The sequence below is a fragment of the Micromonospora sp. KC721 genome, from assembly GCF_004348355.1.
Classification (GTDB): domain Bacteria; phylum Actinomycetota; class Actinomycetes; order Mycobacteriales; family Micromonosporaceae; genus Micromonospora.
On the sequence record NZ_SMJY01000002.1, the window covers coordinates 82,683 to 106,581 of the forward strand.

Annotated in this window: 15 protein-coding genes; 9 read left to right on the plus strand and 6 right to left on the minus strand. The window is 73.2% G+C overall.

Annotated elements, in window-relative coordinates:
- Positions 1-32 precede the first annotated feature (32 nt).
- Together lgt and E1182_RS00870 are read left to right on the plus strand one after the other, a co-directional pair.
- The gene (lgt, locus tag E1182_RS00865; RefSeq protein WP_132260662.1) at positions 33-1,256 is read left to right on the plus strand and encodes a prolipoprotein diacylglyceryl transferase; all 1,224 of its coding nucleotides are present in this window, start codon (positions 33-35) and stop codon (positions 1,254-1,256) included.
- Between the two features lie 13 nt (positions 1,257-1,269).
- The gene (locus E1182_RS00870; RefSeq protein ID WP_132260663.1) at positions 1,270-2,463 is read left to right on the plus strand and encodes an NAD(P)/FAD-dependent oxidoreductase; all 1,194 of its coding nucleotides are present in this window, start codon (positions 1,270-1,272) and stop codon (positions 2,461-2,463) included.
- 22 nt (positions 2,464-2,485) lie between these two features.
- Here E1182_RS00870 and E1182_RS00875 read toward each other — a convergent pair whose 3' ends face one another.
- Positions 2,486-3,328 carry a GNAT family N-acetyltransferase gene (locus E1182_RS00875; protein WP_132260664.1) on the minus strand — a complete coding sequence of 281 codons (843 nt, stop codon included), beginning with the start codon at positions 3,326-3,328 and terminating at the stop codon, positions 2,486-2,488.
- Between the two features lie 146 nt (positions 3,329-3,474).
- Here E1182_RS00875 and gltB point away from each other — a divergent pair, with 146 nt between their 5' ends.
- Positions 3,475-8,130, plus strand: coding sequence for a glutamate synthase large subunit (gene gltB / locus E1182_RS00880; protein WP_132260665.1), 4,656 nt, complete (start codon positions 3,475-3,477; stop codon positions 8,128-8,130).
- On the plus strand, positions 8,123-9,631 hold the full coding sequence (locus tag E1182_RS00885; RefSeq protein WP_132260666.1) for a glutamate synthase subunit beta: 1,509 nt from the start codon (positions 8,123-8,125) through the stop codon (positions 9,629-9,631). The genes gltB and E1182_RS00885 overlap by 8 nt, the downstream gene beginning before the upstream one ends.
- A gap of 94 nt (positions 9,632-9,725) precedes the next feature.
- Here E1182_RS00885 and E1182_RS00890 read toward each other — a convergent pair whose 3' ends face one another.
- Positions 9,726-11,261, minus strand: a complete 1,536-nt coding sequence (locus E1182_RS00890) for a M1 family metallopeptidase (protein ID WP_132260667.1) — start codon at positions 11,259-11,261, stop codon at positions 9,726-9,728.
- A 183-nt stretch (positions 11,262-11,444) separates the two neighbouring features.
- On the opposite strand from E1182_RS00890, the gene E1182_RS00895 reads away from it, so the two are divergent.
- The 3 genes from E1182_RS00895 to E1182_RS00905 all read left to right on the plus strand — a co-directional run bounded on the left by E1182_RS00895 (position 11,445) and on the right by E1182_RS00905 (position 14,110).
- Positions 11,445-12,368, plus strand: a complete 924-nt coding sequence (locus E1182_RS00895) for a hypothetical protein (RefSeq protein ID WP_132260668.1) — start codon at positions 11,445-11,447, stop codon at positions 12,366-12,368.
- Entirely contained in the window at positions 12,369-13,022 is a 654-nt protein-coding gene (locus E1182_RS00900; protein ID WP_132260669.1) for a hypothetical protein, read from the plus strand.
- Between the two features lie 290 nt (positions 13,023-13,312).
- A complete protein-coding gene (locus E1182_RS00905) occupies positions 13,313-14,110 on the plus strand; it encodes an alpha/beta fold hydrolase (protein WP_132260670.1) in 798 nt (265 codons plus the stop codon).
- Positions 14,111-14,157: 47 nt separating this feature from the next.
- On the opposite strand, the gene E1182_RS00910 is transcribed toward E1182_RS00905, so the two are convergent.
- Positions 14,158-14,556 carry a hypothetical protein gene (locus tag E1182_RS00910; protein ID WP_132260671.1) on the minus strand — a complete coding sequence of 133 codons (399 nt, stop codon included), beginning with the start codon at positions 14,554-14,556 and terminating at the stop codon, positions 14,158-14,160.
- Positions 14,557-14,604: 48 nt separating this feature from the next.
- A complete protein-coding gene (locus E1182_RS00915) occupies positions 14,605-15,606 on the minus strand; it encodes a YafY family protein (protein WP_132260672.1) in 1,002 nt (333 codons plus the stop codon).
- Between the two features lie 158 nt (positions 15,607-15,764).
- On the opposite strand from E1182_RS00915, the gene E1182_RS00920 reads away from it, so the two are divergent.
- Complete coding sequence (locus E1182_RS00920) at positions 15,765-16,202, plus strand: VOC family protein (RefSeq protein WP_132260673.1); 438 nt, start codon at positions 15,765-15,767, stop codon at positions 16,200-16,202.
- 13 nt (positions 16,203-16,215) lie between these two features.
- Here E1182_RS00920 and E1182_RS00925 read toward each other — a convergent pair whose 3' ends face one another.
- On the minus strand, positions 16,216-19,431 hold the full coding sequence (locus tag E1182_RS00925) for a SpoIIE family protein phosphatase (RefSeq protein WP_165942459.1): 3,216 nt from the start codon (positions 19,429-19,431) through the stop codon (positions 16,216-16,218).
- Between the two features lie 600 nt (positions 19,432-20,031).
- Between E1182_RS00925 and E1182_RS00930 the strand changes: the two genes are divergently transcribed.
- Positions 20,032-22,881, plus strand: a complete 2,850-nt coding sequence (locus tag E1182_RS00930) for a LuxR C-terminal-related transcriptional regulator (RefSeq protein WP_132260675.1) — start codon at positions 20,032-20,034, stop codon at positions 22,879-22,881.
- On the opposite strand, the gene E1182_RS00935 is transcribed toward E1182_RS00930, so the two are convergent.
- On the minus strand, positions 22,873-23,899 hold a 1,027-nt coding region (locus tag E1182_RS00935; protein ID WP_132260676.1), incomplete at its 5' end, for an aminotransferase class I/II-fold pyridoxal phosphate-dependent enzyme. The two genes, E1182_RS00930 and E1182_RS00935, sit on opposite strands and share 9 nt — an antisense overlap.

Consider the following 23,899-nt stretch of genomic DNA (forward strand, 5'->3'; position numbering starts at 1 on the left):
GGTGGCGGTCCGCAACGGTAGCCTGTGCAGCCGTGACCCTCGCCTCGACCGTCCCGCAGGCGGCCCTGCCGAGCCCGACCACCGCCGTGTGGCAGCTCGGGCCGGTGCCGATCCGGGCGTACGCGCTCTGCATCATCCTCGGCATTGTGGTGGCCTGCTGGGTCACCGAGCGCCGGTTGCGTCAACGCGGGGTGGCCCCCGGCGCGGTGCTCGACATCGCGGTCTGGGCCGTCCCGTTCGGCATCGTCGGGGCCCGGATCTACCACGTGATCACCTCGCCGGAGAAGTATTTCGGTGCCGGCGGTGAGCCGCTGAAGGCGTTCGCCATCTGGGAAGGCGGTCTCGGTATCTGGGGCGCGGTCGCCGGTGGCGCGGTCGGCGCCTGGATCGCCGCCCGCCAGTTGGGCCTCCCGCTCACCGTGGTGGCCGATGCGCTCGCCCCCGGCCTGCCGCTGGCACAGGCCGTCGGGCGGCTCGGCAACTGGTTCAACAACGAGCTCTACGGTGGCCGGACCACGCTGCCCTGGGGCCTGGAGATCCACAAGATGGACCCGGTCAACCCCGGCCACGCGCTGCGCGACGACGCCGGGCAGCCGATCCTGCTGCCCGGGCTCTACCACCCGACCTTCCTCTACGAGGCGATCTGGAACATCGGCGTCGCCGCCCTGGTCTTCGTCCTGGACCGCCGACTCAAACTGGGCAAGGGTCGGGCCTTCGCGCTGTACGTGATGGGCTACACCGCCGGTCGCTTCTGGATCGAGATCATGCGTACCGACGAGGCGAACCGCATCCTCGGGGCCCGGATCAACGTGTGGACCGCCGCCCTGGTGTTTCTCGGCGCGCTGATCTACTTCCTGCGGGTGCGTGGCCCCCGCGAGTACCTGGTCCCGGTGGGCGTCCCCGTCGCGGCCCCGCCACCCGGCGGAGACGTCTCCCAGGTCGACCTCTCCCGCACCGGGAACGGCCCGCGGGCTGCCGCGCCCGAGGGATACCGGACGGTGAGCGAGGAGCAGTTCCGGGCGTACCAGGAGACCGGCGAGGTCCCCGACGAACCCGCCGCCACGCCGCCCACGGCGACCGGCGCGGACGCCGCGGACCTCGGGACGCCGGCTGCCGACACCGATGAGCAGGCCCCCGGGGACGAAGCCCGGGCGACGCGGGCCCAGGACGCCGCCGATGCGATGCCGGCCGCCACCGCCGACCGGGACGGCCCGTCGGGTACGGCCGGCGCCGGACCCGCCGACCGGGAACGCTGAGCGGGGGACGGGGATGCGGACCGCGGTGGTGGTCGGTGCCGGACTCGGCGGGTTGGCGGTGGCCGGCGCGCTGGCCCGCTCCGGCTGGCAGGTCACCCTGCTGGAACGGTCGGGCCGGGTCCGACCCGAACCCACCGCCGTGGTGCTCTGGCCCAACGGGGTCCGCGCACTGCAGGCGCTCGGCCTCGGCGCGGGCCTGGACGCGATCGTCACCGCCGTGCCCGACGGCGGGGTACGCCGCCCCGACGGCCACTGGTTGGTGCAGCCGCGGCCCACTCCGGCGGACCGGATGCCGGTGGTGGTGCACCGCGAGGATTTGCACGACGCCCTCATCGCCGGCCTCGGCGACCGGGCGGAGCTGCGTACCGGGGTGGCCGTGGACACCGTGCAGGTCCGGCCGGGGCAGCGTCCGGCGGTCGGTGCCGGCGGCCACCTCGTCGAGGCCGATCTGGTGGTCGCCGCGGACGGCGTCGACAGCGCGGTACGCCGACGGCTCGCCCCCGAGGCCACGGTCGTCAGCTCCGGCTCCGCCTCCTGGCGAGCGGTGATCCCCTGGTACCGGGCACCGAGGTTCCCGGCCGACCAACCGCTCGGCGGGGAGGTGCTCGGCGCCGGCTACCGGTTCGTCGCCGCCTCGCTGGGGGAGCGCGGGTCATCCGGGGCCTCCCGCCGGGGCGGCGTCTACTGGGTGGCCACCGCCGCCGGCGCACCCCGACCGGAGCCGCCCGAAACCCAGCTCGCCCTGCTGCGGCGCTGGTACGCCGGCTGGCCGGCCCCCGTCGGCGCGTTACTGGAGGCCACCGAGCCGGACGACCTGGTCCAGCAGGAGGTACGCGAGCTACGCCCGCTGCCCCGGGCGTACGGCTTCCCGGTCGGTCCGGGCGGCGTCGTGCTGCTCGGTGACGCCGCGCACGCCATGCCGCCGCACCTGGGGCAGGGCGCCTGCCTGGCCTTCGAGGACGCGGCGACCCTGGCGTCGCTGCTGCGCGAGTCGACGCTGCCCGACGCCCTGCAGGCGTACGACCGCTTGCGCCGCCCCCGCGCCGCGACCGTGGTGCGGCAGACCCGCCGTATGTCGGCGGTCCTCCAGGCCCGGGGTCGGCTGGCCCTGCGGGCCCGTGACGCCGCCCTGGGCACGATCAGCCCTCGCCTGCTCTCCAGCGCCGCGTCCGCCGCCGCCCAGTGGCGTCCTCCGTCCCCCTCCTGACCCGAACCCGTCCGGGGCGGGGTCAGATCAGGGCGGTGGGTTCGGCGATGCAGGCGGTGCCGATGCGGCGGAAGCCGACCCGCAGGTAGACCCGGGCGATGTCCTCGCTGCCGGCGGAGAGGAAGACCAGGTCGGTGCCGGCGGCGAGCAGTGCGCGGGCGAGGGTTGCGGTGACCGCCGCGCCCAGGCCCCGGTGACGGGCGGCCGGCAGCGTGGCGACGCCGGCGATCTCGGCCACGTCGCCGACCCGCATCGCCATGCCGCTGGCGAGGGCGCCCTGCTCGGGGGTCCAGGCCAGCGCGGAGAGCCGCCGGCCGTCGACGATCCGGGCCCGTTCCTCGTCGAGGGCACTCACGTCGAGCGTGGGCACGGCGGCATCACGGGCGGCCGGGCCGGCCTCACCGCGTGCGGTGCCGGCGGCGGCGAAGCCGACCGTGGCCACCGCGCGCCGGGCGGCCACGTCGGCCGCGAAGTCGGGCGCCTCGGGGTCCAGCAGCCGCACCGGTACGTCGGTGAGCGTGCCCGGGTCGGGCAGCGCGGTCGGGTCGAGCACCATCAGCGGTGCCTCCAGGACGTTCAGCCCGGCCGCGCGGGCGACGGCGAGCAGGTCCGGAGTGGTCTCGTGGACCCACTCGAAGGACTCGGGCAGGCCCAGTTCCCGCTGCCGTTCCCGGACCGCGACCACATCGGCCAGCGACGGCGGCGCGGTGGCGTCGAGACGGGGTCGGGCGTAGAACGGCCAGCCGGCCCCGTCCCGGACGAAGAGCACCAGGGCACCGTGTTCCTCGCCACGGGCGGCGTCTCTGGGCACCGCGTCGTAGAAGCGTTCCAACCGGACGAACAGGTCGCGCTGGGTAGGATCCACCGCGCGAGACTACACGTCCCAGACTCTGGACGGTGTGATCAATCCGCACTGGCCTTGCATGGGTCGCCCTAACGTAGACTCAATAGACCGCTGAGGGCCGACGTCGTCCCGACCATGATCCAACCTGAGTGACGACAGGAGGCCCGGTGGCCTTTCCGTACCCTCACAGCCCGCAGTCGGCCCCGTCCCCGGCCGGTCTCTACGACCCGGCCAACGAGCACGACGCGTGCGGCGTGGCCTTCGTCGCGGACCTGTACGGCCGGCGCTCCCACGCGGTGGTGGCTGGCGGCCTTGACGCGCTCTGCCGCCTGGACCACCGGGGCGCGCGGGGCGCGGAGCACAACACGGGCGACGGCGCGGGGATCATGATCCAGGTTCCGGACGCCTTCCTGCGCGCGGTGGTGGAGTTCCCGCTCCCACCGGCCGGCCAGTACGCCACCGGGCTGGTCTTCCTGCCCGACGACGACGCCGCCGAGGCGCGTGCTCGGCAGGTGGTCGAGAAGTACGCCCTGGTCGAGGGGGCCGAGGTGCTCGGCTGGCGGGACGTGCCGACCAATCCCGGCGGGCTGGGGGAGACCGCGCTTCAGGCGATGCCGCGCATCCGGCAGATCTTCCTCGCCGCGCACCGGCTCACCGACACCCCGGCCGGTCCGGCCGGCACCCCGCTGACCGGTCTCGACCTGGACCGGGTGGTCTTCTGCGTACGCAAGCAGGCCGAGCGGGAGACCGCCGAGCGGGGCGTGCCGGCGTACTTCCCGTCGCTGTCGTCGCGGACCATGACCTGGAAGGGCATGCTCACCCCCGACCAGCTTCCGGAGTACTTCCCGGAGTTGACCGACGAGCGGATGGAGAGCGCCATCGCGCTGGTGCACTCCCGGTTCTCCACCAACACCTTCCCGTCCTGGCCGCTGGCCCACCCGTACCGGTTCATCGCCCACAACGGTGAGATCAACACCATTCGCGGCAACCGGAACTGGATGCAGGCCCGCGAGGCCCTGCTGCGCAGTCCCGAGATCCCCGGCAACATCCGGCGGGTCTTCCCGATCTGCACCCCGGGCGCCTCCGACTCGGCGAACTTCGACGAGGTCCTGGAGTTGCTGCACCTGGCCGGGCGGAGCCTGCCGCACGCGGTGTTGATGATGATTCCCGAGGCGTGGGAGAACGACCCGGGCATGCGCGCGGACAAGCGGGCCTTCTACCGCTTTCACGCCAGCCTGATGGAGCCGTGGGACGGTCCCGCCTCGGTCGCCTTCACCGACGGTGAGATCGTCGGGGCGGTGCTGGACCGCAACGGGCTGCGCCCGGGCCGCTGGTGGCGCACCGCCGACGGCCTGGTCGTGCTGGGCAGCGAGGCGGGCGTACTGGACCTCGACCCGGCCGCCGTGGTCGCCAAGGGCCGCCTCCAGCCGGGCAAGATGTTCCTGGTCGACACGGTCAACGGGCGGATCGTCTCGGACGACGAGATCAAGACGGAGCTCGCCGCCGCCGAGCCGTACGCCGACTGGCTGCACGCCGGTCTGATCGAGCTGGGCGACCTGCCGCCGCGTGAGCACGTCGTCTACACCCACGACTCGGTGCGCCGCCGCCAGCAGACCTTCGGCTACACCGAGGAGGAGCTGAAGATCCTGCTCGCCCCGATGGCCCGCAGCGGCGCCGAGCCGATCGGCTCGATGGGCACCGACACCCCGATATCCCCGTTGTCGACCAAGCCTCGGCTGCTCTACGACTACTTCCACCAGCTCTTCGCCCAGGTCACCAACCCGCCGCTGGATGCCATCCGGGAGGAGCTGGTGACCAGCCTGGCGTCCACCATCGGCCCCGAGGGCAACCTGCTCGATCCCGGCCCGGCGAGTTGCCGGCAGATCGTGCTGCCCTACCCGGTGATCGACAACGACGAGCTGGCCAAGATCCTCAACATTGACGAGGACGGCGACCTGCCCGGCTTCAAGGCCGTGCGGGTCTCCGGGCTGTACCGGATCCGCGACGGCGGCCCCGGCATCAAGGCCCGGCTGACCGAGATCTGCCGGCACGTCTCCGAGGCGATCGAGGACGGCGTGCGGATCCTGGTCCTGTCCGACCGGGACTCCAACGCCGACCTCGCGCCCATCCCGTCGCTGCTGCTCACCGCCGCCGTGCACCAGCACCTGGTGCGGGAGCAGACCCGGACCCAGGTGGCGCTGGTCGTCGAGACCGGCGACTGCCGGGAGGTGCACCACGCGGCCGTGCTCATCGGGTACGGCGCGGCGGCGGTCAACCCGTACCTCGCCTTCGAGTCGGTGGAGGACATGATCTCCACCGGCGCACTGGTGGGCCTGGAACCGGACAAGGCCATCCGGAACTACGTCAAGGCGCTCGGCAAGGGCGTCCTGAAGATCATGTCCAAGATGGGCATCTCGACGGTGTCGTCGTACTGCGGAGCGCAGGTCTTCGAGGCGGTCGGCCTGGACACCCGCCTGGTCGAGCGGTACTTCCGGGGCACCCCGAGCACCATCGGCGGCATCGGGCTGCACGAGATCCACGCCGAGGTCGCGGCCCGGCACTCGTTGGCCTGGCCGGCGCCGGGCGCGCGCGGCTCCGACCGGCTGGAGGTCGGCGGCGAGTACCAGTGGCGCCGCGAGGGTGAGCTGCACCTGTTCAACCCGGAGACGGTCTTCCTGCTCCAGCACGCCACCCGCAGCCGCCAGTACGACGTCTTCCGGCAGTACACGGCGAAGGTCGACGAGCTGGCCGCGAAGGGCGGCTCGCTGCGGGGCCTGTTCACCCTGCGTACCGGGGTCCGGCCGGCGGTGCCGATCGAGGAGGTCGAGCCGGCCAGCGAGATCGTCAAGCGGTTCGCCACCGGCGCCATGTCGTACGGCTCGATCTCCGCCGAGGCGCACGAGACGCTCGCCATCGCGATGAACCGCCTCGGCGGCAAGTCCAACACCGGTGAGGGCGGTGAGGACGTCGAGCGCCTGTACGACCCGAACCGCCGCTCCTCGGTCAAGCAGATCGCCAGCGGCCGGTTCGGCGTGACCAGCGAATACCTGGTCAACGCCGACGACCTCCAGATCAAGATGGCCCAGGGCGCCAAGCCCGGTGAGGGCGGCCAGCTGCCCGGCAACAAGGTCTGGCCGTGGATCGCCCGGACCCGGCACGCCACCCCGGGCGTCGGCCTGATCTCCCCACCGCCGCACCACGACATCTACTCCATCGAGGACCTCGCCCAGCTCGTGCACGACCTCAAGTGCGTCAACCCGGCCGCCCGGGTGCACGTGAAACTGGTCAGCGAGACCGGGGTGGGCACCGTCGCGGCCGGCGTGGCCAAGCTCAAGGCCGACGTCATCCTCATCTCCGGCCACGACGGCGGCACCGGCGCGTCGCCGCTGAACTCGCTCAAGCACGCCGGCACCCCCTGGGAGCTGGGTTTGGCCGAGGCGCAGCAGACGCTGCTGCTGAACAAGCTGCGCGACCGGGTCACCGTGCAGGTCGACGGCCAGCTCAAGACCGGCCGGGACGTGCTCGTCGCGACGCTGCTCGGCGCCGAGGAGTTCGGCTTCGCCACCGCCCCGCTGATCGTCGAGGGCTGCGTGATGATGCGGGTCTGCCACCTGGACACCTGTCCGGTCGGCATCGCCACCCAGAACCCGGTGCTGCGCGAGCGCTTCACCGGCAAGCCGGAGTTCGTGGAGAACTTCTTCCTCTTCCTCGCCGAGGAGGTCCGCGGCTACCTGGCCGAGCTGGGCTTCCGCAGCATCGAGGAGGCGATCGGGCACACCGAGCTACTCGACGTCGCCCCGGCGGTCGATCACTGGAAGGCCCACGGGCTGGACCTGTCGCGCGTACTGCATCTGCCGGAGCTGCCGGCGGGCGCCGCGCGGCGCGGTGTGCGCGCCCAGGACCACGGCCTGGAGCTGGCGTTGGACAACGAACTGATCGCGCTGGCGCAGCCGGCGCTGCGCGACGGCACGCCGGTCCGGGTCAAGGTGGCGGTGCGCAACGAGCACCGCAGCGTCGGCGCGATGCTCGGTGGCGAGGTCACCCGCCGGTTCGGCGGTGCCGGACTGGCCGACGGCACCATCGAGTTCGTGCTGCGCGGCACCGCCGGGCAGTCCTTCGGCGCGTTCCTGCCGCGCGGGGTGACACTGCGGCTGCACGGAGACGCCAACGACTACGTCGGCAAGGGGCTGTCCGGCGGGCGGGTCGTGGTCCGCCCGGACGCCGCCGCGCCGTTCGTCGACCCCGAGGCCCCGACCGGGCAGCGGGCCGAGGACCAGATCGTCGCCGGCAACACCATCCTGTACGGAGCCACCGCGGGTGAGTTGTTCCTGCGTGGCCGCGTGGGGGAGCGGTTCGCCGTGCGCAACTCCGGCGCGGTGGCGGTCGTCGAGGGGGTCGGCGACCACGGCTGCGAGTACATGACCGGCGGCACGGTGGTGGTGCTCGGCGAGACCGGCCGCAACTTCGCCGCCGGCATGTCGGGTGGCACCGCGTACGTGTGGCGGCTGGACACCGCGCGGGTCAACACCGAACTGGTGGATCTGACCCCGCTGCGCGACTCCGAGCGTGACCTGCTGCACGACCTGGTGCAGCGGCACGTGGCGGAGACCGACTCGGCCGTCGGGGCGGAGCTGCTCAAGCGCTGGCCGGAGGCGGCCGAGGAGTTCACCGCGGTGGTGCCCCGGGACTACCGCCGGGTGGTGGAGATCATGAAGGCCGCCGAAGCCGCCGGCCGTGACGTCGACGACGCGGTCATGTCTGCGCTGGCCGCGCCGGTGCTGCCCGCTGCGCGGGTGGCGGTCCAGGAGGTGGCTCGTGCCTGACCCGAACGGTTTCCTGCGTTACGACCGGCGGCTGCCGGCCCGACGCCCGGTGCCGGTGCGGATCATGGACTGGCGGGAGGTGTACCCGCCCGCCGGTGAGGAACTGGTCCGCGAGCAGGCCACCCGCTGCATGGACTGCGGCATCCCGTTCTGCCACGAAGGCTGCCCGCTGGGCAACCGCATCCCGGACTGGAACGACCTGGTCCGTACCGGCAACTGGGACGCGGCGGTGGAGTCGCTGCACGCCACCAACAACTTCCCCGAGTTCACCGGCCGGCTCTGCCCGGCGCCGTGCGAGGCGGCGTGCGTGCTCGGTCTCGGCGGTCAGCAGCCGGTCACCATCAAGCAGGTCGAGGTGGAGATCGCCGACGCGGCGGCGGCCCGGGGCGGGCTGCGGCCCCAGCCGGTGCCGCCACCGACCGGCCGGTCGGTCGCCGTGGTCGGCTCCGGCCCGGCCGGGCTCGCCGCCGCGCAGCAACTCGCCCGCGCCGGTCACGCCGTGACCGTGTACGAGCGCGACGACGCGATCGGCGGCCTGCTCCGGTACGGCATCCCCGACTTCAAGCTGGAGAAGCGGCACATCGACGCCCGGTTGGCCCAGTTGGCCGCCGAGGGGGTGCGGTTCCGCACCGGGGTGAACGTCGGCGTCGACGTGACCGCCGAGCAGCTGCGCGCCGAGCACGACGCGGTGCTGCTGGCCTGTGGCGCGTTGCAGGGCCGGGACACCCCGGAGACGCCGGGGCGGGCGCTGCGCGGCGTACACCAGGCGATGACGCACCTGGTGGCCTCGAACCGGGTGGTCGCCGCGGCCGGTGAGGGTAGACCGGCCTTGGCGGTGCTGCCCGACGGCATGCCGATCGACGCGGCCGGCAAGCATGTGGTGATCATCGGTGGTGGTGACACCGCCGCGGACTGCCTGGGCGTGGCCCACCGGCAGGGCGCGGCCGGGGTGCACCAGCTTGACCTGTACCCCGAGCCGCCGCACAGCCGCGACGCCGCCCGCGACCCGTGGCCGACCTGGCCGTGGGTGCTGCGCAACTACCCGGCGCACGAGGAGGGCGGCGAGCGGGTCTTCGCCGTGGCGGTGCAGGAGTTCGTCGACGACGGCACCGGCCAGGTGAAGGGGGTGCGGATCGCCGAGGTCACCGTGGAGAAGCGGGACGGCCGGCGGATCGTCACCCCGCTGCCCGGCTCGGAGCGGGAGCTCCCCGCCGACCTGGTGCTGCTGGCGATCGGCTTCGAGGGCACCGAGGAACAGCCGCTGCTGGCGCAGTTCGGGGTGGCCCGCAACGCGCGCGGCGCGGTGGACGCACGCCCGGACTGGCAGACCGACGCCGACGGCGTTTTCGTCGCCGGCGACATGCACCGGGGTGCCTCGCTGATCGTCTGGGCGATCGCCGAGGGCCGGGCCGCCGCCGCGGCCATCCACACCTACCTGGGCGGGGTTGGCGGGTTGCCCGCGCCGGTGGATCCCGGCCGGCAGCCGCTCGCCGCACGCTGACGCGGTCGCTGACGGCCCGGTCGCCGGTGGAGCACACCGCCGGTGACCGGGCCGTCGCTGTCCGGGCGGCACGGACAGCCGGCCGTCCGCCGGGTCAGTGCCGCCGCGCCTGGTGCGCCTCGCGGATCTTCGTCCATGACTTCGGCTGTTGCGGAGCGAGCGCCGCACGGGCGGCGGTCGGTAGGGCCGGACGGCCGGCGGTGAACAGCCAGGTGGTGAAGACATCGTCCAGGTCCAGGCCGGAGATCCGCTCGGCCAACGCCTGGAACTGCGCGATCGTGGCGTTGCCGTGCCGGTGCGCGGCGGTCCACGCCGGCAGCAGCGCGAAGAACGCCTCGTCGCCGACGGCGAGCCGCAACTGGTGCACCGCCATCGCGCCCCGGTCGTAGACCGCGTCGTGGAAGATGCGGCCGGCGCCGGGGTCACCCGGGAGCACCTGCCAGAAGGCGGAGTCCTCCGGATAGGCGGCGTAGGTGAAGTCGAACACCTCCTGGGCGGTGCCCTCGCCCTGTGCCTCGGACCACAGCCACTCGGCGTAGGTGGCGAGGCCCTCGTTCAGCCAGATGTCGCGCCACTGCGCCACCGACACCGAGTTGCCGAACCACTGGTGGGCCTGCTCGTGCACCACCACGTACGGGTTGGATCCGCGCCGCCAGAAGCCCGGGCCGTACACCGGCCGGGTCTGCGTCTCCAGCGCGAACCCGATGCCGTCGACCGGTCCGGCCACCCCGCCCTGGGCCTCGAACGGGTACGGCCCGAAGACCCCGCCGGCCCAGTCGACGATCTCGGCGGTGCGCTCGATGCTGGCCCGGGCGGCCGGCGCGAGTTCGCCCAGCGTGGTGCTGTACGCGTTGACCACCGGTTGCCCGTTCGGCGCGGTGTCGGCGACCAGGTCGTACTGGCCGATGGCGAGGAACGCCAGGTAGGTGGCGGTGGGTGTGGTGGTACGCCAGCTCCACCGGACCCGGTTGCCGGGTTCGGCGAGCGCGGGACGCGGCTGCACCCCGTTGCTGACCACCTCGACGCCGCTGGGCACCGACACCGAGATGTCGAAGGTGGCCTTGTCCAGCGGGTGGTCGTTGGCCGGGAACCACCACCAGGCCGACTCCGGCTCGTTGACGGCCAGCGCGCCGTCGGCGGTGCGGGTCCAGCCGGTGTAGCCGTCCAGCAGGGTTTCCGACGGCACGCCGGAGTACGTCACCACGATGGTCAACGCCTGGCCTCTGGTGATGCCGCGCGGCGCGGTGACCACCAGCTCATGGCTGCCGTCGCGGGTGAACCGGGCCGTCCAGCCGTTCACCCGGACCGCCTCCACGTCGAGCAGGAAATCCAGGTTGAACCGGGACAGGTCCTGGGTGGCCCGCGCCAGGATGGTGGTGGTGCCGGTGAGTCGGTCGGTGGCCGGGTCGTAGCGCAGGCGGACGTCGTAGTGGTCGACGTCGTACCCGCCGTTGCCGTAGGTCGGGAAGTAGCCGTCACCCAGGCCGGGGCTGCCGGGCGTGGATGCGGCGACCGGGATCTGCCGGCTCCGACCGGGTCGGTCGGCGGCCTGGCCGGGGCTGCCGGCCACCAGGGCGCCGGCGGTCGTGACGGTCAGGGCGGCGATGGCCGCCGTGAGAACGCGTCGCACGAAAGGGACTCCCTCCGTCGGGGATGCTCGCGTGATCAACCTAATTGATGTTTGTGAACGCGGTGGTACCGGCAGGTCAGGTGCCCGGTCGGACGGCGTCCCGGCCGATGGTCGGCTGGTGCGTGGCCGCAACGTCTCCACTAGGGTTTCCACGACCGGACGGCACGTCGTGGGGAGCAGAGGGTGGGCAGGCTCGCTTCGGCGTACGGGCAGGCGGTCGCCGCGCACCGGCAGGCGCGGGAGCGGCTGGCCGAGGCCCGGGTCCTGCTCGACCGCCTGGCCGGCCGGCCCGTGCCGGAGCGGACCGTCGACCTCGTCGCCCGGCTCGGCCGGCTCGCCGAGACACTGACCGCACCCGGGTCGCCGGCCGCCCGACCGGCGGGCACTGTCGCGCCGGTCCGGATCGGCGCGGCGTCCACCGCCGATGGTCGCTTTCCGCTGCTGGTGCCGTTGGGTGCCGGCCGGCACCTCGCCGTCAACGCCGACGCCCGCGACCCCCGGGTGGCGGTGCTGCTGCGGGTACTGGTGCTGCGGCTGCTCGCCACCACCGCCCCCGGCACGGTCCGGGTGGTGGGCATCGACCCCGCCGCGCTGGGCGCCACCTTCCTGCCGCTGCGTCCGCTGCGGGACGCCGGTGTCCTCGGTGTGACCGCCACCACCGAGGCGGAGATCGCCGCGCTGCTCGGCGCCGCCGAGGCACACGCCCTGGCCGCCCGGCACTTCGACCGCGACGACCAGGAGTTGCTGCTGGTGGTGGCCGCCTCCGCCCCCGGTCCCCGGGAGTTGGCCCGGCTGGCCGCGCTGACCCACGCCGGGCCGGCCGCGGCGGTCTGCGTGCTGCTCGCCGGCTACCCGGCTGCCGCGTCCGGGCAGGCGCCGCCGCCGGGCGCCACCACGGCGGTCCGGCTCGACGAGCGGTACGCCTGGGTCGGCGACCCGCCTGGGAACCCGTACGGTGACGACGGCGCCGGGCTGGCCGTACCGGTGCTGCTGGACGCTGACCCGCCGGCGCGGGCGGTGCGCGCGCTCGCCGGGCGACTGGAACCGGCCGTGCGGGCCGAGGCGGCGTTCGCGCTGCGGGTGACGCTGCCCGGCGAGGAGCACTGAGTGTCCACCTTCGAGGAGTACGCCGCCGCCGTCCGCGAACTCTCCGCCCGGGTACGCGGCGGGGAGCGGGAGATCGCCGCCGAGATCGAGCGGCGTCACCGGCTGCACGCGGGCGTCGAACAGCTCGGGCAGCGGCTCGCCGGGCAGGAGCAGCGCCTCGACCGGCTCGGCCAGGCGATCGCGGTGTCCCCACCCGTGCCGGCCGGCCCCGTTACCGCCGATGCCGCTTGCACCGATGTCGACGCGGCGGCGGTGCTGGACGCAGCGCGGGCGCTGGTCGACGAGGCGGACCGGCGCACCGGGTGCGCCGAGGCCCTCGCCCAGCGGCCGGCTCTACTGCCCACCTGGTCACCGGCGGCCCGCGCGGTCGCCGTCTACGTCGCCTGCGCCGCCGTCGGGGTGCTGCTGATGCTGGTGCTGGTGGTCGCCTCCGGGGTGGGGCGGGCCAGCGGCTTCACCCTCGGCGCGTGGGTCTGCGCCGGTCTACCGGTGCTCACGTTCGTCGCCGGCTGGCTCATCCTCGGTCGCTGGGGCCGTCCCGCCCTGGCCGCCGTCGATTCGCGGCGTTTTGTCCCGCTCGGCTTCGTCGTCTGTGTCGCCCTGGTCCCCATCGCCTACTGCGCCAGCCTGCTGCTGGTCCGCGTCCTGCGCTGAACCGCCGACGCCGGTGCGATCGGTGTCGATCGTTGCCTCGCCTAGCTGACGCTGCTGTCTTCCGACTGGTTCGCCGCGCGCTGCCGGGATGGTCGGGTGGCAGGTCCTGGCCACGGCGACGGGTGTCACGTCCGATAGGACGGTTTGTGCTCCTGGAGCGACTTCACGTTACCGGCCCGTAACTTTTCATTGACGGGTGCGAATCGAACCGATCATCATCGATCTCACGATCGATCGGATCCCACCCACCCGTTCCCGGTTCCCGGGTACCTCCCACCGGAGGTGCAGCCATGCTGCTCCGAACGATCCTCGCGGCCACCGCCGCCGTCACCGCGCTGCTCGTCCCCGCCACCGCCGCCCATGCCGGCCCGCAACAGTCCGCCGTCGCCCGTTCCGCCGCCCTCGACGAACCGGTGACCGCCGTCGCCGGCGCGAATCCGGTCATCGTCGTCGGGGGCCTGATGGGTGTCAGCATCGCGTACGAGCCGATCGTCGCGCGGCTGCGCGCCGACGGCTTCCGCGTCTCGATCTACCAGCTTCCCGGTCTCGGCTTCGGAGACATCAGGGAGTCGGCCCGGGCGTTCCAGGGGTACGTCGAGCAGGTGCGGGCCCGTACCGGAGCCGCCCGGGTCGACATCGTCGCCCACTCCGAGGGCGGCCTGGTCTCCCGCTGGTACGTGAAGTTCCTCGGCGGCGTCGACACCGTCGGCCGTTACGTCAGCCTCGGCAGCCCACAGCACGGCACGTACGTCGCCAACATCCTGAAGGTGGTCGGCCTGGGCAGCTGCGCGGGCGTGCCGGCCTGCCAGCAGATGTCCATCGGTTCGGACTTCCTGGCCAGCCTCAACGGCGGCGACGACACCCCCGGCGCGATCCGCTGGCACACGATTCGCACCCGGCAGGACGAGCTGGTGCGCCCGGTGGACAACGCCGTGCTCGCCGACGGTGCCACCAATGTGCTGATCCAGGGCTCCTGCCCGCTGCGGGTGGTTAACCACCTGGGTCTGGTCCTCGACGGCACCACCTACACCGCGGTCCGTCAGATGCTCACCGACCGCCCCGTCGCCCCCGACTGCCACGCCCTCTGAACCGGTCCCGGCGCTGCGGCAGGGGCGTCCGCCCCTGCCCGCGCTGGTCAAGCAACTCCGTTGTTGGTGATTTCCAGGTTGTAGGCCTTGGTCCCCTTGTAGTTGAAGACCCAGATGTTGAGCGGGGTCTCCTCGGGCCACATGTCCCACTGGAACGACTCGCAGTGGCCGTTGTTCGACGGATCCGAGATCAGGACCTCGTCGTCGAGGTCGTTCTGGTTGCGGATGATCGCCCGGGTCCCCATGCCGTCGGTGGTGTTGTCGCAGACGGTGATCTTCTCGTAGCCCGGATGCCCGGCCAGGTCGGCGTCGAAGAACACCCCGTCCCGGCCGTTGCTGGTGTAGAACCAGCCGACGTTGCGTGACGCGAAAGCCGGCGTGCCGGCGCCGGCCACGGCGACCGCGGTTGTCGCCACAATCGCGGCGATGCTGCGTACCCAGTTCATGCAATAGATCATTGTCGCTGTCTGCGGTCGACGGAGCCCCGGTGCGCATCAGCTACCCAAGGCACATGAACCTGCCGAAACGGGTGAGGCTCCCGCGGGTCGGGCCATGGCGGTGAGGCGGTGGGCGAGCTGGGCGGCGGCCTCCCGCAGCTCCGGAGGCTGCAGCACCTCCGCCTCGAAACCCAGCCGGGCCACCTGCAGGGCGAGCCAGCCCAGGTCGTCTCCGCCCACGACGAGCACGCACCAGCCGTCCCGATCGTCCTCGACGCGCCCCAGCTGGGGCGGCACCAGCTCCTGCACCTGTTCCGGCCGGGCGTGCAGCCGCACCCGGGCCAGATGCCGGTACGGCGCCCCGGTCACCGACCGCTGCACGTAGGCGACCGGGTCCGGATGGTCCCCCGGCCGGAAGCGCCAGGTCGTCGCCGTCACCGCGCGCATCCGATCCAGCCGGAAGGTGCGCCAGTCGTCGCGCTCCACGTCCCGGGCCATCAGGTACCAGCGGCGGCCGGTGGTGACCATGCGCACCGGCTCGACCGTGCGCTCCTGCTCCCCACCGTCGCGGCCGGCGTACCGGAACCGCACCCGCACCGCGTCGCGACAGGCCCGCGCCAGCGTCACCAGCAGTTCCGCGTCGACCTCGACTCCGGGGCCGACGAGGGTCTCGGTGGCCCCGTGCACCGCCCGCACCTCGGCACGGAGCCGGGGCGGCATCACCTGGTCGAGCTTGGCGAGCGCCCGCAGGGCTGCCTCGCCCGCCCCGGCGACCGTGCCCCCCGAGGCCAGCCGCAGGGACACCGCCGTCGCGATCGCCTCCTCGTCGTCGAGGAGCAGCGGCGGCAGCCGGGTGCCCGAGCCGAGCTGGTAACCGCCACCGACGCCCGCCGTGGCGTGCACCGGATAGCCGAGCGCCCGCAGCCGCCCCACGTCGCGGCGCACGCAGCGGTCGGTGACGCCCAACTCGGCGGCGAGTTCGGCGGCCGTCCAGGAGGGCCGACGCTGCAGCAGCCCCAACAACCGCAGCACCCGCTCGGTGGTCCCCTCGACGGTCACCCGTTCATCGTTCCACGGATCACGGAACGATCCTGTCCGCTATGGTCGGGAGACTGGTGCCATGACCGACCCGAAAGGGAACCCACCGCGCGAGCAACTCGGCCGGTGCGACCTCAACCAGCCCAACAACCAGCAGATTCGACGGGGGATGAGCTGACATGGCCCGCGAGATCCAGGTCACCTTCGACTGCGCCGACCCGGCCGGGTTGGCGGCGTTCTGGGCGGAGGCCCTCGGCTACCGGTTGCCGGACCCGCCCGGTGGATTCGAGTCGTGGGAGCAGGCGCTGGAGGCGATGGGCGTGCCGCCCGAGCGTCGCAACGACGCGGCGGCGGTGGTCGACCCCGACGGCTCCGGGCCACGGCTGTTCTTCCAGCGAGTGCCGGAAGGCAAGCAGGTCAAGAATCGCGTACACCTCGACGTGCGGGCGGCACCCGGACTGCAGGGTGACGCGCGGATGGCGGCCCTGGAGGCGGAGGCCGAGCGGCTCGTCTCCCACGGTGCCACCCGGCTGCGCCGCCACGAGCCGGCGCCCCCACTCGGCACCGGTCACATCGTGCTGGCCGACCCCGAGGGCAACGAGTTCTGCCTCGACTGATCCGCTCACGCGGTCAACCGACGCGCCGGATCACCACCAGTGCCTGGTCGTCGTCGGAGGCGGACAGCTTGCCCAGGATCGCGTCGGCGATCGCCCCGACCGGCTGGTCACGTACCGGCACGATCACCTCGTGCAGCGCTTTTACCCCCGCGTCGTACGGCTGGTCGCGTCGCTCCACCAGCCCGTCCGTGTACGCCACCATCAGGTCGCCCGGGCCGAACGGCACCGTGGTCACCGGCACCGGCTCGCGGACCAGACCCAGCGGCAGCGCGGAGGCGGTGGCCACCGACCGGGGCGGCTCGCCGGCGGGCACCAGCACCGGATGCGGGTGCCCGACCCGGGCCACCGTCACCTCGCCGGCCGCCGGGTCCACCACCATCGCCAGGCAGGTGCCGAGGAACCCCACCCCGAGCAGTTCGGTCAACCGGGGGAACACCTCGGCCAGCGGCACCCCGGTGCGGATCAGGGTGTTCACCACGGTCCGCAGCTGGGCCATGTCGGCGGCGGCCTCCACCTGGTGGCCCACCACGTCGCCGACCACCACCGCGAGCCGGTCGCCGTCGAGCGCGATCAGGTCGTACCAGTCTCCGCCGAGGTGCAGGCCACTCATCGCCGGCTGGTAGCGGGTGGCGATCTCCAGGCTGGCCGGGATCCGGGTGGCCGAGGTGCGCAGCCGCCCCGCCAGCCGGGTCACCAGATTGTGTTCGGCGGCGGCCAGCCGGACCCGCTCCAGGGTCTGCTCGCACAGGTCGGCGATGGTGTTCAGCAGCGCCAGGTCACCATCGCGCAGCGGGTGTTCCCGACGCCACCCGAAGGCCAGCGCGGCGATCGGCTGTCGCTGCGCGTCCAGCAGCGGCAGCGCCACCGTGGTGACGATCCCGTGCCCGTCGACCGGGTCGGCCTGCCCCGGAAACCGCGCCGCGAACTCGGCCCGGTCCCGCAGGACGATCCGCTCGCCGGTACGCAACGCCGCGACGGTCGGTCGGGGATCGTTGACGGCCAGCTCGGTGGAGGTCACCGCCGTGGTGCCCGGCACCGCCTGGCACCACAGCCGCACCCGGCGTCCCTCGTCCCGCATCGCCAGCTCCGGCAGCGCCGCGAACAGCGCACGAGGCGCGGCGGTCAGGATCACCTCGATCGCCTCGGCGGTGGAGCGGGTGACGCTGAGCCGGGCCGCCAACTCGGCCATCGCCTGCGTCGAGCCGCTCAGTTCGGCCCGCTGCAACGCCTGGCTGCACAGCCCGGCCACGGCGTACAGCAGGCTGCGCCGCGCCTCGTCCTCGCGGTGACCGTGACCGTTCTGCGCCGGGTCGACGGCCGGCCGCTCCCACCGCACCTCCAGCGCGCCGAGCACCCCACCGTCGCCGTAGCGCAGCGGCAGGCAGGTCCCCGCGCCGGCGGGCAGCGGCACCTCGGCGTTGTCCCGCACGGCCCGGGCCAGCGGCACGTCGGCGGTCACCGGCAGCCGCTGCGGCCCCGCCCCGTCGGACACCTCCAGCGTCGTCGCGCCGGGCGGTGCGACGGCCAGACGTACCAGCTGCGCCCCGACCACCGCCGGGGCCAGGGACGTGACCACCTCGACCACCGCGCGACCCTCCTGCGCGGAGCTGAGCGCCCCGGCGAGCCGGGCCAGCCCCTCGGCCTGCCGCAGCGCACGCTGCCGGTCGCTGATGTCCCGGCCGACCGTGGCGACGAACGCGGCGGTGTCCCGGCCGTCCCCGGCCGTCACGGTGAACGTCTGGTGGTCCACGTCGAGCTGCTCGCCGGTGTCCAGCCGGACCAGCCGGCTCTCCGTCCGGTGGTGCCCCTCACGCAGCGCGGCCGGGATCAGCTCCCGGCGCCACACCTCCCGCACCTGCGGCGCGGCGAAGTCCAGCAGCCGCAGGTCGTCCAGGCACACCCCGTCGGTCAGGCCGACGAACTCCCGCCCGGCCGGGTTGACGTAGACCGCCCGTCCGTCCGGGGCGGCCACCGCGATGAAGTCGCCGGAGCGCTCCACCAGGGCCTGGAACAGCCGCAGCTCCGCCTGGGCGGCCCGCTCGGCGCTCAGGTCCAGCGCGTACGCCAGCCAGCGCAGCGGTTGCCCGCGCAGCGCGACCACACCGATCTGCACCGGCACGGCGTGCCCGTCGGCGTGCCGGTACTCCTTGTCGTAGGCGCGGGCCCGGCCGGTGGCGCGCAGCTCCGCCAGGGCGCGGGCGTCGGCTTCCTCCCAGCCGGGAGGGGTGAGCGTGCGCCAGTTCAGCCGACCGGCGGCGACGTCGGCGGCGGTGTGGCCGAGCATGGTCAGAAACGCCTCGTTGGCCTCGGTGACCCGGTCCTCCTCGCCGCCGTAGACGGCGAGCACGTCGGTGGCGGCCAGCCGCTCGTAGCGGGTCCGTTCCTCGTTCAGCGCCTCCAGCAGCCGGGTGCGTTCGGTGACGTCGACGATGGCGAAGCCCAGCCCCACCAGCTCGTCGGTGTCGGCGATGCGGATCGGGAAGTAGCTCGCCACCAGGTCCCGCCGGGCCTGGTCCGGGCCGCTGGCCGGGGTGGTGAACTCGACGCCCAGGATCGGCCCCCGCGCCAGCGCCTGGCGCATCAGCTCCTCGATCCGCGCGCCGTACGTCGGGATCACATCGCGGGGTCGGCGCCCGAGGTGCCCGGCCACCGGCACCCGGTGCATCCGGGCCAGCGCCGGGTTGACCTGCACGTAACGCAGGTCGGTGTCGACCATCCCGAAGCCGACCGGCGCGGTGTCCAGCAGGGACACGCTGATCGCCATGGTCCGCCGGGCCGCGGCCTCGGCCACCACCCGGTCCTCGATGTCGTAGATGGTGCCGATCCACTCGGTGATCGCGCCGTCGGCGTCACGGAGGCTGGCCGCACGGACCGCGAAGTGCCGGTATGCCCCGTCCGGGGCGTGCCAGAGCCGGCCCTCCGCCTCGAACAACGGCGCCTGGCTGGCCAGTGCCTCCCGCCAGGCGACCTCAATGCGGGGCCGGTCGTCGGGGTGCAGCGCCGACCCCCAGCCGCTGCCCCGGTACTGCGTCCAGCACTGGCCGGTGTAGGCCTCCCAGGAGGGCTGCGGTTCGATGATCAGCCCGACCGCGTCGGCGGTCCAGATCACCGCGGTGGACGCCTCCACCAGGGTGCGGAACCGCCGGTCGGCGGCGTGGTGCGGTGCGGCCCGGGCGTCCCGCGAGTGGGAGCCGTCGGGCCGGCTGGGTCCGGAGGGGGAGTCCGTCACGTCGGCACCTCCACTCACCGGCTCAGGCGCTTCCCCACCATTCGGACGGTACCAGCGCCGGGCGGTGCCGGAACTTTGATCATGAGCTCGTGGTCCACACCACCCGGAAGGTCCCCCCCGACGACGATCCGGCGACCGCCGACGCGAATCCGGTCATCGTGGCCGGGGACCTGATCGGCGACCGGGTCCGGGCAGGCGCGAGGGCTGTTCCGTTGCCGGCCGGTGGTAGGAAGGGTGGATCCTCACTGTCGGGATGCTCGGCGGGGTGAGTGGGGAGTCCAGCGCCCACTACTACCGACCGCGTCCGCCGTCACCGCCGCGTTGCACGACAGGACGGCGAACTCGGGAGCTGGCGCAGCCTGACCTCAGCAGGGCCGCCGTCCGCCGAAGGGGCAATGGCGGCCGAAGGGGCAGTGGCGGCCGGGCAACCACCGGTGTGCGACAGGCAGCTCGACGACAGCACGTCGTCGGACGCTGCTTCCATCGACCAATCTGCGGCGGTTGATCGCACGGTTGTCAGGCGCGCTATCATCGACTCCGCCTGTGAGTGCGACGCTGATCGTCAGCCGCGGGTCTGCCCGCCGCCGAGCCGGGAATGGGATGCGCCCCGCTACCAACCTACCGCCCCTTCAGGAGCGGGAGGAGCACGTCCGCGACCTCGTGGCCGCCGCCGTCACTGCCGACGCGGCCACCGGCGGCCGGATCATGGTTGTGGAGGGCCCAGCCGGCATCGGGAAGACCCGGTTGCTCGCCGATGTCAACGACCGACTGCGGCAGCTGGAGCACCGCACCGCACTGGCTGGCGGCCGGCCGCTGGAGAACGACTTCGCCTATGGCGTGGTGCGGCGGCTGTTCGAGCCGATGTTCGCCAGCGATCCGGTCCTCCCGGCGCGCGATGCTCTCTTCACCGGCGCGGCGGCGAAGGCCGCGTCCGTGTTCAGCGCCAGAGCGGCCGGCCCCGTCGGAGATCTGGCCGTGTTGCACGGCCTCTACTGGCTCGTGGTCGGCGTGTGTGCGGAGGCACCGCTGGCGATCATCATCGATGACGTCCAGCACGCCGACCAGCCGACGCTGCGTCTGCTCGCCTACCTGCGACCCCGGCTGGACGGGCTGCCGCTCACCCTGATCCTGGCGTTGACCTCCGGTGCGCCCGTGTCCGACCCGCTTGCCGAGATTCTGCAGTCGCCGGTGACCACATTCGTGCGGCCAGGGCCGCTGAGCCCGGCCGGCGCGGCGGCCGTTCTGGGTGCCATCTTCGGCACCCGCCCTGATGACGACTTCGTCGCCGCCTGTCACCAGAGCACCGGGGGCAGCCCGCTTCTGCTCACCGAGCTGGCCCGAAGCTGCCTTGAGCACGACATCGCACCGGTGGCCGGCAGCGCCGGCCGGGTGGGTGACGTGCGTCCGCCGCACCCCGCCTCCCGGGTCGCCGACCACCTGAACGCACTACCGTCCGATGTGGTGGCGGTGGCGCATGCCGTCGCCGTGCTCGGCGACGAGGCCGACCTGCCGGCCGTGGCCGCAGTCGCCGGGGTCACCGTGGAGACGGCGGCGGTCGCCGCCGACCGGCTGCTGCGCAGCCAACTACTGGTGTACGCACCGGGCAACGGCCGGCTGGCCTACCCGCACCAACTGTTGCGCACGGTGGCCTACGACCATGCCAGCCCCGACCGGCGACACGAGGGGCACCGGGCGGCGGCGCTGCATCTGGCCGCCGTGGGGGCGGAGCCGGAGCTCATCGCCGCCCACCTCCTGCGTGTGCCGCCCCGGCTGGTACCGGAGGCCGGCCCGCGACTCAGGCACGCCGCTGAGACGGCGCTGGGCCGCGGATCGCCCGAAGTCGCATACACATACCTGCGTCGGGCCCTGCCGGAGGTCACCGACGAACGCGTCCGCGCCGAACTGCTGGACCAGCTCGCGGGCGTGGCGATGCAGACCGACGTGGTCGCGGCCGCGCGCTACGGCGAGGAGGCGCTCGATCTGGCGGCGTCGCCGGGCGCCCGGGCCCAGATCGGGCTGCGGCTGGGCGAGGCACGGCTGTTCCAGGGCGACACCGCTGGTGCGGTGCGCGCCTGGCGAACGGCACGGAGCGCGCTCGCCGACGCCGGTGAGCCCACCGAGTTGGCCGGGCTGGGCAGCGCCCTCGACGCGTACCTGGTCAACGTGACCGTTCTGGAGCCGAACCAGCTGCACCTGATGGACGAGATCGCGCCGCCCGTGGCTGGCGGACCACTGCCGACAGTCGGCGGGCGCGCGCTGGACTGCGTGCTGTCCCTGCGCGCGGCGTTCGAGGCGCGGCCGGAAGCCGCCGCCCTGGCCGGCGGCGGGCTTGCCGACGGACTGTTGGTGCGCCACGGCACCGGCGACAGTCCGCTGGTGTGTGGCTGGCTCACCCTGCTGGCCGCCGAGAGCGACCAGGCAGCCGCCAGCATCGCCCATGCCAGGCGGGAGGTCTACCGACAGGGCAGTGTCCGGGCCTATGGTCCGGTCCACGCGTTCGCCGCGCTCGACGAACTGTGGCGGGGCAACCTGGCCGACGCCGAACGGGAGGCGCGGGCAGCCGTCGAGGCGGTCGAAAGTTCCGGCGTGCGGCTGGGCCGGCTGTTCGTGGCTCCGTTCCTGGCCGACATCCTGGCCGAACGCGGTGACCTGGCTGGTGCGCAGGCGGCGCTGGCATGGGCCGGGCTGCCGGAGGAGCCGCCGCCCGTAGGGCCGATGTACTTCTTTCTCGACACGCGAGCCCGGCTGCTTCGTCGGACGGTGGGCGGGGAGCGGGCGCTCGCGGCGGCGCTCGACGCCGGGCGGCGCTTCCGCGCCTTCGGCGCGGACAATCCGGCGCTCGTGCCCTGGCGCAGCGAGGCGGCCCGCACGCTGCATCAGATGGGGCGTACGGCGGAGGCGATGCGGCTGGCGATGGCCGAGGTGGAACTGGCTCGGCGGTGGGGAGCGCCCCGGCCGTGGGGCCGCGCGCTACGCGTCGCCGGTGTGGTGCTCGGCCCGCACGACGGGTTGGACCTGCTCTGCGAGGCGGTTGACGTGTTGGCCGGCTCGCTGGCCCGGCTGGAGTATGCCAAGGCCCTGGTCGAGCTGGCCGGGGCGGCGCACCAGCACGGTCGGCGCGGCTGGGCGCGCGAGCTGCTCGACACGGCCCGGGAAGTTGGATCGCAGTGTGACTGCCCGCCGTTGCTGCGCCGGGTCGACGCCATGTTGGCCGTGGTGGGGCGCCGACCGGAGACCCGGGCTGGTGTCTCGGCCGTGTTGACCGCGAGTGAGCGACGGGTAGCCGAGTTGGCGGCCACCGGCCTGTCGAATCGTCAGGTTGCCGAATCGCTGTTCGTGACGCCGAAGACGGTGGAACTGCACCTCACCAACGTGTACCGCAAGTTGGGCATCAACGGTCGGGTGGGGCTGGTGACGGCTCTCGCCGCGTACGGTGGTCGGTCAGCCTAGGCCGGCGAGGATGGCTCGGATGGCTGTTACTCCGCAGTGGAGTTCTTCGTCGGCCAGGTGGCCGAAGGCCAGCACGATGCCGCCGGGTGGGTTGGTGGGGTTGATCCGGTAATAGTTGGTCAGTGGGGTTACGGCTATGCCGAGTGTGGCGAGTTGGGCCGTCATGGCGGCGGCCAACTGCTGGGGCAGCAGCAGGGTCGCGGTCGAGCCGCGGGGGCCGATGATGACGCGGGCGGGTGGTGGCAGTGGGTCGAGTGCGGCTCGTATCTGTGCGCGTCGTTCGGTGAAGAGTCGACTGATTCGGGTGGCGCGGTGTGCGAGTACGCCGTCGCGTAGTAGTCGGGTGTAGGCGGTTTGGGTGGTGCGGGCGACCCGGGTGTCGTCGTCGTTGATCAGGTTGGTGATGCGTGGGGCGATTTCGGGTGGTACGACGAGGTAGGCCAGGCCGGGGGGAGCGAGGCTGTCGCCGATCGTGCCGGCCATGGCCACCTGCTGGCCGCCGGTGAGGCTGAGGAGTGCGGGTAGCGGCAGGCCGTCACCGGAGGTGGCTTGTTCGGTGCTGATGTCGACGAGGTATCCGCCGGTGCGGGTGGCCCAGTCGACGAGGGCGTGACGTCGGTGCAGTGGTAGTACGGTGCCGAGCGGGTGGTTTCCCTCGGCGAACACGACCGCGACGTCGGCGGTGTCGGTGGGTTCTGGGATCGTGTTTTCTGGTAGGGCGGTGACTGTCCAGCCGGCCTGTCGTGCGGCGAGTACCGGGTAGGCGGGCGCGGGTTGTTCGATGGCGATGCGGCGGTTGTTTGTGGGTGTCTGGCCGATGGCTTCGAACAGCAGCCAGCAGGCTTGTCGTAGGCCGGCGGCCACGATGACCTGGTCGGTGTCTACGGCGATGCCCCTGGTGCGGCGTAGGTGTGCGGCGATGGCTTCTCGGAGGGCGGGCAGGCCCAGGGGTGCGGTTTTCTCCAGCGGGGGTTGGTAGCTGGCTTCGCGCCAGGCGGCGCGCCAGGCGGCCAGGGGG

Bases quoted from the DNA above. Each gene is read 5' to 3' on its own strand.
- E1182_RS00870 (WP_132260663.1), top strand. From the start codon at position 1,270: ATGCGGACCGCGGTGGTGGTCGGTGCCGGACTCGGCGGGTTGGCGGTG.
- E1182_RS00905 (WP_132260670.1), top strand. From the start codon at position 13,313: ATGCTGCTCCGAACGATCCTCGCGGCCACCGCCGCCGTCACCGCGCTG.
- E1182_RS00910 (WP_132260671.1), bottom strand. From the start codon at position 14,556: ATGAACTGGGTACGCAGCATCGCCGCGATTGTGGCGACAACCGCGGTC.
- E1182_RS00920 (WP_132260673.1), top strand. From the start codon at position 15,765: ATGGCCCGCGAGATCCAGGTCACCTTCGACTGCGCCGACCCGGCCGGG.
- E1182_RS00930 (WP_132260675.1), top strand. From the start codon at position 20,032: ATGCGCCCCGCTACCAACCTACCGCCCCTTCAGGAGCGGGAGGAGCAC.